10 protein-coding genes are annotated in these 12,221 nt (G+C 56.4%); 6 read left to right on the plus strand and 4 right to left on the minus strand.

Features of this window, described 5'->3' with window-relative positions:
• Nucleotides 1-155 precede the first annotated feature (155 nt).
• The gene (locus PM3016_RS16100) at nt 156-1,586 is read right to left on the minus strand and encodes a transposase (protein ID WP_014368491.1); all 1,431 of its coding nucleotides are present in this window, start codon (nt 1,584-1,586) and stop codon (nt 156-158) included.
• A 290-nt stretch (nt 1,587-1,876) separates the two neighbouring features.
• Between PM3016_RS16100 and PM3016_RS39705 the strand changes: the two genes are divergently transcribed.
• Nucleotides 1,877-1,969: a putative holin-like toxin gene (locus PM3016_RS39705; protein WP_014370150.1), complete on the plus strand. Its 93-nt coding sequence runs from the start codon at nt 1,877-1,879 to the stop codon at nt 1,967-1,969.
• Nucleotides 1,970-2,727: 758 nt separating this feature from the next.
• On the opposite strand, the gene PM3016_RS38680 is transcribed toward PM3016_RS39705, so the two are convergent.
• From PM3016_RS38680 to PM3016_RS16110, 3 genes are all read right to left on the minus strand, one after another.
• Nucleotides 2,728-2,889, minus strand: coding sequence for a hypothetical protein (locus PM3016_RS38680; RefSeq protein ID WP_164923384.1), 162 nt, complete (start codon nt 2,887-2,889; stop codon nt 2,728-2,730).
• A gap of 87 nt (nt 2,890-2,976) precedes the next feature.
• On the minus strand, nt 2,977-4,698 hold the full coding sequence (locus PM3016_RS16105; protein WP_013916729.1) for a hypothetical protein: 1,722 nt from the start codon (nt 4,696-4,698) through the stop codon (nt 2,977-2,979).
• Between the two features lie 24 nt (nt 4,699-4,722).
• Entirely contained in the window at nt 4,723-6,024 is a 1,302-nt protein-coding gene (locus PM3016_RS16110) for an AAA family ATPase (RefSeq protein WP_014370151.1), read from the minus strand.
• A gap of 197 nt (nt 6,025-6,221) precedes the next feature.
• Between PM3016_RS16110 and PM3016_RS16115 the strand changes: the two genes are divergently transcribed.
• The 5 genes from PM3016_RS16115 (at nt 6,222) to PM3016_RS16140 (ending at nt 11,903) form a co-directional block, all read left to right on the plus strand.
• The gene (locus PM3016_RS16115) at nt 6,222-6,701 is read left to right on the plus strand and encodes a glutathione peroxidase (RefSeq protein WP_014650941.1); all 480 of its coding nucleotides are present in this window, start codon (nt 6,222-6,224) and stop codon (nt 6,699-6,701) included.
• Between the two features lie 423 nt (nt 6,702-7,124).
• Nucleotides 7,125-7,985 (plus strand): ATP-dependent sacrificial sulfur transferase LarE, encoded by an 861-nt coding sequence (gene larE / locus PM3016_RS16125; protein ID WP_013916732.1) that lies wholly within the window; start codon nt 7,125-7,127, stop codon nt 7,983-7,985.
• 35 nt (nt 7,986-8,020) lie between these two features.
• Complete coding sequence (locus PM3016_RS16130; RefSeq protein ID WP_014370153.1) at nt 8,021-9,019, plus strand: 2-hydroxyacid dehydrogenase; 999 nt, start codon at nt 8,021-8,023, stop codon at nt 9,017-9,019.
• Nucleotides 9,020-9,208: 189 nt separating this feature from the next.
• Nucleotides 9,209-9,988, plus strand: a complete 780-nt coding sequence (locus tag PM3016_RS16135; protein ID WP_014370154.1) for an ABC transporter ATP-binding protein — start codon at nt 9,209-9,211, stop codon at nt 9,986-9,988.
• Nucleotides 9,975-11,903 carry an FtsX-like permease family protein gene (locus tag PM3016_RS16140; protein ID WP_014370155.1) on the plus strand — a complete coding sequence of 643 codons (1,929 nt, stop codon included), beginning with the start codon at nt 9,975-9,977 and terminating at the stop codon, nt 11,901-11,903. Before PM3016_RS16135 ends, PM3016_RS16140 begins: the two co-directional genes overlap by 14 nt.
• The last annotated feature ends 318 nt before the right edge of the window (nt 11,904-12,221 follow it).

Genomic DNA, 12,221 nt, shown 5'->3' on the forward strand with positions numbered 1-12,221 from the left:
CGGACGAATAAAGATATTTCAGTTCCGTTATTTTATTTTCCACCCGGGGAACCGGCGGTTTAACGCATCTGAGGAGGGTATTTCATAATTGTTTCACTCTGTCTTCGAAAAGGCAGAATTTCTAAAACGCTATTTTTAAAACAGGTGGCTAAATTTTAGGCTGCCTGTTTTTGTTGTTTTTGGCGCATGCAATCAACAGCATATTGACAAAGCGTGTAGCTAAGAACACTCAGGGCGGCGTCAACCTCAGCTCTTTTACCGCGCTTCCTAGACGCCCCCAGTCCGTAGTAACCCTTCAGATAGGCAAAGATTCGCTCAACCGTTGTCCGTTTCTTGTATATTTTTTTGTAAGATTTACTGCCCCTGGCTGGTACGGTAAATCGTCTGAGATCCTTCTCTACCTTGATTTTATAGACCCTTTGACACCTGCCGCTTTTTTCTAGCGGGCATGCTTTGCACTCTTGGGGCCTAGTGAATTTTAAGCTTTTGTTCTTGGCATCGAAGCTGTCATATACGTAAGAGTGCCCTTCCTGACACACCGGGTGAAAATTCTCATTCAATCCTTCCGGCGGCTTTTTCGCTCGCTCGTTATAGTCAATTAGAGGCCAGGCTCCCAAGCTCCTTACTTGTTTGTAGACGGCCATAACATCATATCCAGCATCAGCCAAGGCGTGTTTGACCTTCCAGTCAGGAAAATCGGTTTGAAACTTCTTTAGCAGCGGAATCGCCAGCCGTCCGTCATTTACGTGAGCGGAACTGAAGAGGGCGCTCAAAATGTAATGCCCTTTACTGTCTGCGAGAATATGCAGTTTGTATCCATGCCACCACATGAGTTTTCCATTGGAGCCTTTTTTACTGCTCGTACTTGGATGTATAGGAATCAGCGGTTTGAGCTGCTCAAATGTGTAAGGGAGCATATCCTCGAGTTTACGTTCGAACAGGGGCAAAGAAGCTTCCCATGCTTCTCTTTCCAAACGGCGGCGCTCCGCCTCTGCCTTCGTAGGCGCACCCCTTTTATATTTCTTCCGCGGGTCTTCCAGACGCTTAGCGCTGGTGGATGGGGAGTGTTCCATTTCAAGGACAGGTTGTTCGTTAGACTCGGCCTTCGATTCCACTTCCTGTTCTTTACGCGGTTGGCGTTCCTCTGCCTCTACATGGGTGGAGTCAAAGCTAATAAAACTGGGAGAGACGAATCCCGCCGCAGCGGCGAGGGAAATGACTTGGCGCTGCAGCTCCCACAGCACACCGGAGTCGGCGAGTTTTGTATACAACCGTGAAAATGAAGCTTCACTAGGAATAGCGTCGGATCCGCGAAAACGGCAAGTCCTGCGGAACTCTTCATTTGTCCGCAAGCGCTTCAGCAAATCTTTTGTGGTCGGAATACGTTCAATGGTCCCAATGAGCATAGCGTATACCATGGCCGCATAGTTCAGCTCTTCTGGCCGGCCTCTGTGCGTTCTCTTGTTGAGCACGCGCAGTGCAGGTAAGAGGTCAAGCGTTTTGAAAACGATGCTGTATTTATTTTCTGGTGCCATTTCCATAAGCTCTTGCAGGGAAAACAGCTCTTCTTGACGAATAGTATACAAAAGAGTACCTCCTTCGTTTGAGTGTGGTGTGGTAACCATACATTCAATAACTTGGGTAGGTACTCCTTTTTTTTCTGCCCTGAAAGCCAGTTACGGCATGGGTTTTGAATTATGAAAGTGACTCCTGAGTTCCGCTATAATCTCTAGCATTCAAAAATAGGAACACTTGTTCGTCGTTTCGTTATATGGTACAATAAGGATACAATTGAATCTTGGGTGGGGCGTGGTTCCCTTCTTGGCTGCAAGGCTTGTAAGCGTTTGTTTAGCCGGTGCAGAGAGGAGGTGAGTCCATGGAAGTCAAAGACGCCATTGCGATGATGCTGACGTTCGGCTCCTTTCTCGTAGCACTTCTGACATATATCAATCACTCCAAGAGAAAGTAAAAACCCACCCTAAGGTTACCGCCCAGGTGGGTTTTCTTCACTCCATGCATGACCGGGAAGGGAAGAGCCCATCCAAGCCAATTGTCATAAGGCCAAGTGTTCGCAGCACTTGGTCTTTTTGTTGTTCTCATCATACCATGAAGCGTATCCGGTGACAAGGTTGGGAGATGGAATGGGCGAGGGCTTCGGGGGCCGTTTGTTCAAGGAATATTCACCGCTGCGCTATGCCAGCGGTCCATCCGGAATGCTGAAGGTGGTGGGCTGCCTGTATTCTATCTGCAGATTCACCGCTACGCTATCGTAACGGCTGCCTATGAGGAATGTTGATGAGAAGGGGGATTACTACAATTCCATCGACTTAGGTAGCCCATGGCGCTTGAGACCGATCAGTACAGCGGCTGCTGGTGAAGTAGTTTCATGAGATTTACTGGGTGTCTATAGAATCAGGAAAGCAGGAGGGAAGTAGTTGATAGGAGCACTTCACCTAAGGAGATACCGCTACGCTGATGAACGCCCGGAAGCCTTGCTGTTACGCAGAAAGCTGCCTTCCCGCATATCACCGCTACGTTATCGTAACGGCCCATGCGGAATGCTGAAGTGAGAAGACCTGCACTGCATCGAGTGTGGGCGCAATGCATACGTGTGAAAACCGGCCAGTTGCGCTCACGGCGAAGCAGCTGGCTGGTCTGTTCCACTTGGAATTGTAGTGGTGTCTTCGGTAAGCAGGATGTAGAGCAGCGGGATACCATGGACTACCACTACCACACATAAGAGACGCCGCTGCGCAGACGGACGCCTGTACAAGCCTGCAGCAGTTCCGCTGCGCTGGCATAGCGCATACGCAGCGGGACACACGTTCGCTTCCTCAGCGTGCCAACTGCCGGCACGGCCCTCGGCTCCGTCGCGGGCCGTGGCAGCACAAATCAGCCCCACCTCCCTTTGGTCCGGAGGTGGGGCTGATCCTGCTCGGCCGGGGCACTTATAAGCCCGGCCACCGCCGTGCAGCCTCAGCCGCGGCGCACGCGGCTGTCTTTGAACACGTCGAGCAGCAGCTCGCTGCCGGACTGCGCTTCCCACGTGGAGGCGAAGCGCACATTGTGCGAGACGCCGAGCATCTCGTAGCGGCCCACGAGGTGCTGGCGCGCCGTGCCGATGACGAGCGTGTGCAGCCGCACGTCCTTCTCACGGCCGAGCTCGGCGAGCGCATCGCGCACGGGCGGCGACACGGTGCCGACGCCGTCGGTGACCATGACGAAGTCGGCATCCCCGTAGCGCTTCTCGGTGCGGACGATCTCGATGCCGCGCTTCAGCGGGGCGTCGAAATGCGTGCCGCCGCCGAAGGCGAGCTGCGACAGGGCGTGGAACGACGGCCAGTCCGGCTTGCGCCAGAAGAGCGGCCGTTCGATGAGCTCGCCCTTGGCGCCGAAGAGCATCAGCAGGAAGTCGCGCTGCTCGAGCAGGGAGAACGCGGCGAAGGTGCCGACGAACACCTGGGCGAGCTGCAGCTTGCTGCCGCGCATCGAGTGCGAGGTGTCGAGCATGCAGACGACGGGGCCCTTCTGGGGCTCCTGCGTCCAGCCCGTGATGTTGTAGGTGAGGAGCTTGCGCTCAAGCCACTTCACCATGAAAAAGGCTTCATAATCCGGGTCCGCGAGCAGGCTGGCCTCGCTCGGAAGCAGGTGCGAGATATCGCCGGACTGCCGCAGGTCGTCGTAGCTCTCCGGCACGCGCGGCGAGCGGAGCTTGCGCCGCTGTGCCTTGAGATGCTGCACGCTGCGCCCGACCTCCTGCAGGAAGGCCAGCAGCTGCGGCTGCTTCTTGAGCTTCTCGACCCACGCCTGGTAGTTCGAGAACGCCTGCCGCTGCAGCCGGCCGAGGTCGCTGCCCCAGAGGCGGTTGGCCACCCGCTGGCTCGCCTGCACGAGCTCGTGCACGCTGAGCGTCTCGGTCTCCTCGCGGCCGAGCGACTCCTGCAGCGCCTTGTTCAGCCAGCCGCCGAGCTGCTCCTCAAGCTGCCGGACCGATTCCTGCTCGCGCTTCGTAAGCCGCTCAAGCTGCTTCTCCCGCTCGGCGAGCTCGCTCTCGGCCTTCTGCAGCTTCTGGCGCAGCTTGTCCCGGCGCACGAAGTCCGTGCGCATCTCCTCCTGCAGGGAGCGAACCCGCTCCTTCAGCTCGGCGATCTCCGAGGCGGCGAGCGGGCGGCTGTCGAGGGCGGCCTGCTTTTCCTCCACATTGCGCTTGCCGCGCTGCAGCGTATAGCCGACGAGGCGCAGCTGCTCGACCTGCTTTTCCGTCAGGTGCTCCTGGATCTGGGATTGATCCTGTCCCTGCTGCCGCTGCTTGTCGTTCAGGCCGATCGTACGCAGTGTCTGCTCCTCCTTGCGCCGGCGCTTCACTTCCTCCTCGAAGCTCTCCGTGAGCCACATCAGCGCCTTCAGCGCGGTCTTGAATGAAGCGTTGACTTCGCCGGCGGTCCGGGGGTGAATCGTCCGGTAGAAGAACTGCTTCTGCAGCGCCCCCACGAGCCAGCGGTGGAACGGGGTGGCGTCCGTGCCCCGCTCGGTCTCGGGATTCGCGAGATAGAAGCACATGAAGAAGTCGGCAAAAAGCTCCAGGGAGAACCAGGGTGTCTGGGCCTGCGCCTGGCGGATCCACTCCTGGGCCGTTCGCGAGGAATGCACATAGCCGTCAAACACATAGCGGTCGATCCTGGCGGCGCGAATGATCAAAGGGATCCCCTCCTGGCGCTGCGGTTACAGCGTGTAGTCGTACTGCAGGCCGGGAATCTCCCGGTCGAACAGGGTGCGGTAGAGGCCCTGCAGACTCTGGAGCGTCCGCTCGCCCTGGATGCGCAGGTGCGTGTACTTGACCGCATACTGGGCCGTGTGCAGAAGCAGGAAATTGCGGTTGTGGATGAAGCCCGGCAGGTCCTTCTCCCGCTGCAGCCACTGCACCAGCTTGCCGCGCAGCTCGCGGGCCGTCTCTTCGAGCTCGGTGCGGCACTCCTCGAGGTTCGCCCTCGCTTTGTCGAGATCCTCCTTGCTCATCCGCGCGCCGACTTCCTTCTTGAACTGGAACGCGTGCAGCTCGTCTTCCTTCTGGAGCCAGTGCTTCGCCGTCTGCTCGTAGCGCTTCAGCGGCAGCTCCCGTTCCGTCTCGGCCTTCAGCGCTTCCTGGAAGGACTTCTGGAAGATCTCCTGGAGCGTGCTGTAATCCTCAGGCAAATCCCACAGCATGTGCGGGGTGAACACGGTATCCCACACGTTCACTTCCGTGCGGCCGTTGAGCGCGGCCGACGTCTTCCACAGCTGCCCGATCTTGCGCCAGCGGCGGTCGGAGAGCGAGTATTCCTTGGCTTCCATCTCGTTCTTGACGCCGTACAGCATGTAGATCAGGGACTCGGGGATCGTCACCTTCGCGGCGGCCTCCCGGATGCGGCGCACATCCGCCAGCGACAGGACCTCCGGCAGCGGGCCTTCGGGCACCTGGAACATGCGCTCGTAGCTAGACATGAGCTTCAGGTACCCGACCTCGTAGCGGATCAGGAAGCGGTCGTACAGGGCGGCGAGCTGTTCATTTTCTTCCGGCAGCTCGTTGGAGGCTGCCATGAGGAAGAGCAGGGGAACCTCCTGCTTCTCCTGGCCGTTGAAGAAGATCCGCTCGTTCAGGATCGAGAGAAGCGCGTTCAGGATCGCGCTGTTCGCTTTGAAGATTTCATCGAGGAAGGCAAAATCCGCCGAAGGCAGGTACCCCTCGGTCTGCCGTATATAGAGATCCTGCTTCAGCTGCTGGAGCGAAACGGGACCGAACATTTCATCGGGCGTGGTGAAGCGGGTAAGCAGGTAGTCGAACCACCGGCCGCCCCCGAACAGCTGGGATACGGCGCGCGCGAGCTGGGATTTGGCGGTGCCCGGAGGGCCGATCAGCAGGGCGTTCTCCCCGGCCATCAGGCCGAGCAGAAGGAGGCGGATAAGCTCCTCGCGTTCAAAAAACCGGGCTTCGAGCAGCGAAATGGCCCGCTCCATTTTGTCTTGAATCGTCTGGGTATCGTTCATTGCGGCAGTCCTCCTCGGGCATCGAAAGGTGTCGTGCATGGAATGCATTCCTATATTGTAGCAGACCTTCCGTATTTTCTCTAACCGGCAGGGAGCCGATGCGGTGGGTTTTATTTCCTGAGCCTCCTCATGATACAATAGGATCAACTGCCGTCAGTAGGGATACGGCCATTCCAAACCAGGGAGAGATGAATACGATGTCGGTATACGATTATGCGGTCCGCACGATCGACGGCCAGGAGAAGACGCTGGCGGAATACAAAGGCAAGGTGCTGCTCATCGTGAACACGGCGAGCGCCTGCGGCCTGACGCCGCACTACCAGGGACTCCAGGAGCTGTATGAAGGCTACAAGGACCAAGGGCTGGTCGTGCTGGGCTTCCCGTGCAACCAGTTCGCCGGGCAGGAGCCGGGCACCGAAGAAGAGATCAAGCAGTTCTGCGAGCTGAAATACAACGTAACGTTCCCGATGTTCTCCAAGGTGGATGTCAAGGGCGAGAATGCGCACCCGCTCTTCACGTACCTCGTCGGCAATGTGCCGGAGGACACGCGCACGGGCGACATCGAGTGGAACTTCGTGAAGTTCCTGGTCGACCGCGAAGGCAGGCCGGTCAAGCAGTTCAGCGCACGTACCGAGCCGTCGGCCCTGCGGGAGGACGTCGAGAAGCTGCTCGGATAGAAGGTATACAATAGAAGGGTAACCATAGGACGAGCCGTCGGCGGCAGTCCGTTTCCCGGAAGGGGGCGGGCTGCCGTTTTTGAATGATAGAATTGATGATGCCGGACGGCCTGTTTATTCATGGGAAAGTGACCTGGCGCATAGACTTTTGGGGTCACGAAGAAGCTTTTCTGCAATGCCCCCTAGTGCTCCCGGGAAAAAGAGACTATAATAAGCGGGAAGGGTGCGGCACATGCAATGCAAACGTGTGCACCAACCTGTCAGGCCATGCGCTGGAGCAGCCGGCCTCCCGGCCCCTGGAAAAGCGCTTTGCCGGACCCGGCCTTCGCAGGGCAGCGGCGGAAATGATAGCATGATGAAAGGCTGCTCCTGTCCTTTTACACCTAACCTCATACAGATGACAACAGACCAGGAGGAATGCACATGGAATCCATGGAGCTATTGATAGAGCAGAAGTACGAACGTCTCGGGGAAATTCTCCGTTCGATGGGCAAGGTGGTCGTGGCGTTCTCGGGCGGCGTGGACAGCGCCTTCCTGCTGAAGGCGGCCCTCGAGTTCATGGGGCCGGAGAACGTGCTGGCCATAACCGCGGATTCCGAGACGTATCCGGTCCGTGAGAAGCTCGAGGCGATCGAGCTGGCGAAGGAGCTGAACGCTCCCCATGAAGTGATCCACACGAGCGAGCTCAATATTCCGGGCTATGCGGAGAACCCGACGAACCGGTGCTATTTCTGTAAAAACTCGCTGTTCGACCACCTCATCCCGATCGCCCGTGAACGCGGGTACGCGCATGTCGTCTTCGGTGCCATCGCCGACGACCTCGGCGAGCACCGTCCGGGGCTGCAGGCGGCTCATGAGCAGGGCGTCCGAGCGCCGCTGCTTGAAGCGGGCATCAAGAAGTCCGAGATCCGTCATCTCTCCCGCCGATTCGGGCTGAAGACCTGGGATAAGCCGTCGTTCGCCTGCCTCTCCTCGCGGATTCCTTACGGCGAAGCGATCACGGCCCAGAAGCTGTCGATGATCGACCAGGCGGAGGACTTCCTGATCCAGCTCGGCTTCCGTCAGGTGCGCGTCCGCCAGCATGAGAACCTGGCGCGCATCGAGGTGCCGGCATCGGAGCTCGGCGAGCTGCTGCCGGTCGCGGAGACCGTGCATGCCAAGCTCAAGGAGATCGGCTACGCCTATGTGACGCTTGACCTCAAGGGCTACCGTTCCGGTTCCCTGAATGAAGTGCTGCCGGCGGACCAGCAGGCGGTGCAGGCCGGCGCAGGCGCGGCGAACTAACGTTAAGCTTACGGAAGAGAGGAGCGGTGGAGACTGTGGCCAAACCGAAGGTGTACATATCCAAGCAAATACCGGCGCAAGTGCTGAGTTATCTCGAGGAGTACTGTGAATGCAAGATGTGGGACGGGAGCGGCGGGGCTTCCCGCCAGGGGCTCCTGGCCGAGCTGCAGGACGTGGAGGGGCTGCTGACCACCGGCGGCCCGATCGACGCCGAGCTGCTCCAGCATGCGCCGAAGCTGCGTGCGGTGAGCAGCATTTCGGTGGGGTATAACCATTTTGACCTGGATGCGATGCGCACGCGCGGCGTTCTCGGCATGCACACCCCGTATGTGCTGGATGATACCGTGGCCGACCTCGTGCTGGCGCTGATGCTGGCGTCCGCCCGGCGCGTTCCCGAGCTCGATGCTTTCGTCAAGGAGGGCAAGTGGCAGCGGGGGCGAGGGCTGAAGGAGGAGGACTTCTTCGGCATGGACGTGCATCATGCGACGATCGGGATCCTCGGCATGGGCCGCATCGGGGAAGCCATCGCGAAACGGGCGGTGCACGGCTTCGACATGGAGCTGCTCTACTACAACCGCACCCGGAAGCCCGAAGCGGAAGAGCGCTTCGGTGCGCAGTACGTCACTACCGAGGAACTGCTGCGCCGCTCCGACTTTGTCGTGCTGATGACGCCGCTGACGGCGGAGACGAAGATGTATTTCCGTAAGGAGCACTTCGAGCTCATGAAGCCGACGGCATTCTTCATCAACGCCTCGCGCGGGCAGACGGTGGACGAGGCGGCGCTGATCAAGGCGCTGCGCAGCGGCCGGATCCGCGGAGCGGGACTCGACGTCTTCGACCCCGAGCCGCCGCAGCCGGACAACCCGCTGCTGTCGATGCCGAACGTCGTCACGCTGCCTCATATCGGCTCGGCGACGGAGAAGACGCGCTTTGACATGGCGATGCTCGCCGCACGCAACCTGGTTGCCGCCTTGACCGGCGGCCGGCCGCCGCATGTGGTGAAGGAGCTGGCGGATCTCGTGGAATCGAGATAGGCTTCCGTCAAGGACTGGCCTGTAACAGTATCAGAAGAAGGATCCCCGTTTGCCGGGTAACGGCGGGGGTTCTTTTTTTGTATGTGACAAGAATGTCACTTTGAGGCCCCCAAATGTAACCTGGAGCCATGGCAAGGCAAAAATCAATTCACTTATAATGAGAGCATATCAATTGCCAAAGGGAACTGGATGGAGGTGGAGCTGGAAATGAATATGGTGGAAGTATCGAACGTCACGAAGCAGTACGGTGAAAAGACCAATGCCTTCCAGGTCTTGAAAGGAATCAGCCTGGACATACAGGAAGGTGAATTTGTCGGAATCATGGGGCCTTCCGGATCGGGCAAAACCACGTTATTAAACATCATGTCCACGATCGATAAAGCTTCCTCGGGGAACATCTCGATCAACGGTATCGATATCACGTCCATTAAGAACGAGGAGCTGGCCCGGTTCCGCAGAGATACCATCGGCTTTGTGTTTCAAGCCTTCAACCTGCTCGATAATATGACGGTACGGGATAATATCGCCCTGCCGCTAACGCTGAACAATGTAAAGCTGGAGGTGATTCTGAGCAAGATCCAGGAGCTCACGCAGATGCTTGGCATTGCCGAGCATGTGGACAAATATCCGTATGAGCTGTCGGGCGGCCAGAAACAGCGGGCGGCCATCTGCAGGGCGCTGATCACATCGCCGAGTGTGATTTTTGCGGATGAACCGACAGGGGCGCTCGATTCGAAGTCGTCCTCGGAGGTGCTGGAATGCTTCAAAAATGTAAATAAACAGCTGAGAACGACCATCATTATGGTCACCCACGACGCCGCTGCCGCAAGCTACTGCGACCGGATCATGTTCTTGAAGGACGGATCGATTCACGGCCGGATCGACAGTGACGGCAACAAGCAGGAACTGTTCAAGAAGGTGCTGAACATGCTCGCGGTGATGGGGGGAACGAGTCATGAATTCCATTAAAATCGCCTTTAAGCTGTTAAGAAACAATCTCCAGATTTACGAATTTTATTTGATCGTCCTCGTGGTCACCGTGGCCACTTATTATAACTTTGCTGCAATTCAATATAATGAAACCTTCGAGCAGATTGCGGAGCGGATTCAATCGGCCTCGGTTGCGAGCATGACCTGCGGATTCGTGCTGCTGTGTACGGTGGTCTTCTTCATGTGGCATGCCAACGGATTTTTTTTCAAGCGGCGGCAGAAGGAAACCGGAATCTACATGCTGGCCGGCATCAGCACGTCCAAGATTGGAAGGGTATTTGCATTTGAGAGCATCCTGCTCGGAGTTCTGTCTTTGCTGCTCGGACTCGCGGCAGGGATCCTGTTTTCCAAGCTGTTCTTCATGTTTCTGGGCAAAGCGATGTATCTGGACGTGGATATCGCGTTCTCGGTTTCGATGAAGGCGATTATTCAGCTCGTGATTGTGTTCGGTCTTATCTTCATCGCACTCGGGTTTAAGAATTACAGGGAAGTGAAGAAAAGCCAGCTGATCGATATGCTGAACGCGACGAAAGTCAAGCCCACCGTGCCCCAGTCCAATTACTTGAAGGGCTTGTCCGGGGTGTTCTTTATCCTGACCGGCTACGTCGTGGCGACCGGGTTCGCGGACTGGCGCTGGGATTTGCTGCTCTCCTCGATGGCGACGCTGATTCTGGTCAGCCTGGGGACGTACCTGTTCTTCGGCAGCTTCCTGACGATTGTGTTCAGCAAGCTGATTCAGTCGAAGCGCATGATTTACAAAAGTGTACGGCTTGTGAGCATCAGCAATATTTTCTTCCGGTTAAAAGCGAATTACCGGAGTCTTGCCATGACGGCGATTCTGGCCGCGGCCACCGTGACGGCCTTCAGCGTCAGTCTTTCCTTCAAACAATATGCAGAGGATCACAAGATCATTGAGGTGCCGTACAGCCTGAGCTATGTCAGCAGTGATGCGATGAAGAATGATCAGGTGAAGGAGGGGGTGACGGAAGCGATTCAGGCGTCAGGACATCAGCTTGCGGGCTGGAACGAAGTGCGGCTTGCGGCAGTGAAAGTCGAGTACGACGGAAGCAAGAAAATCGATTCCAACAACGAAGCTTTTGCCATCCGTTATTCCGAACTGGTAAAGACGCTGGAATTTTTGAAGGTTGAAGACCGGGAATCCCTGCTTGCGGAGCTGAAGCCTCAGGACGATGAGGTTTCGTTCATCCTGAACGCCCGTTCCTTGGCTTCGCCTATACGTGTGAAAGGCGATTCCATCCGATTGAACGGAGGAACGTACACGGTGAAAGAGAGCCGCCAGGTCCCGGTGACGGGGAATGCCCTCGGCTTCGGCAGCAAAAACATCTACGTACTGTCGGATGAGCAGTATAACAAGATGGTCACGGGCACCTCCGAAACGACTCTGAACGGGCTGCGGATTACGGATCAGGAGCACAGCGAGCAGCTGGTAAAGAATCTGACCGCCCTGGTTCCCGGCGGCAAGGTGAACGGGTTCAGCACGCAGTATGTTCAGGATTACTATACGCTGAATACCTTCTTCTTTTTAGGGCTGATCATGTCGCTAGTGTTTGTTTTGGCTACGTTCAGCACGATTTATTTTAAAATTTTGAGCGATGCGCTTATGGATCAGGAGCAGTATGAAATTCTCAAAAAAGTCGGTATGAGCAAACTGGAAATTCAGCGCTCTGTCTACCTTCAGGTAGGAATGGCCTTTCTGCTGCCCGTCGTTGTCGGAATCATCCACAGTGTCGCAGCCATGGATATGCTGGAAGACATCATGAATGCAAGCTTTTTCCTGCAAATCGCCTTGGGCATTGGGCTGTTTGCGGTACTGATGATCGCCTTTTATATCGGGATCAGCAAAAATTACACGAAAATGGTATACGGAGATTAATTGGAAACGAATAGGAATTAAATGGAAATCAAGTCCCCTCAGGGGTGACAGTGCAAGTGAAGTTCTTGGGATCCAGGGACTTCCTCACTGCTCACCGGAGGGGATTTTTTTTATGCATTCAAAAGAGGAGGAGACATCCAAATTCAATTGTTATTTACTAAATCATGGGATCGGTGTATGATTATAACAAGTGTTTATTGTACATTATTGTATAATTTTAGGTGATTTGGTCATAAAAACTCGTTGTTATCCTCAAAATGGAAGCCTGAAACGGAGGTGGAACGGTCAAATGATATCCAGAATTAAGGCCGGCGAAGA

Origin of the sequence: Paenibacillus mucilaginosus 3016, assembly GCF_000250655.1 — a bacterium.
GTDB lineage: Bacteria > Bacillota > Bacilli > Paenibacillales > NBRC-103111 > Paenibacillus_G > Paenibacillus_G mucilaginosus.

What these genes read in the sequence shown, in the direction of transcription:
- PM3016_RS39705 (WP_014370150.1), top strand. Translation starts at nt 1,877, where the DNA reads ATGGAAGTCAAAGACGCCATTGCGATGATGCTGACGTTCGGCTCCTTT.
- PM3016_RS16110 (WP_014370151.1), bottom strand. Translation starts at nt 6,024, where the DNA reads ATGAACGATACCCAGACGATTCAAGACAAAATGGAGCGGGCCATTTCG.
- PM3016_RS16115 (WP_014650941.1), top strand. Translation starts at nt 6,222, where the DNA reads ATGTCGGTATACGATTATGCGGTCCGCACGATCGACGGCCAGGAGAAG.
- larE (WP_013916732.1), top strand. Translation starts at nt 7,125, where the DNA reads ATGGAATCCATGGAGCTATTGATAGAGCAGAAGTACGAACGTCTCGGG.
- PM3016_RS16135 (WP_014370154.1), top strand. Translation starts at nt 9,209, where the DNA reads ATGGAGGTGGAGCTGGAAATGAATATGGTGGAAGTATCGAACGTCACG.
- PM3016_RS16140 (WP_014370155.1), top strand. Translation starts at nt 9,975, where the DNA reads ATGAATTCCATTAAAATCGCCTTTAAGCTGTTAAGAAACAATCTCCAG.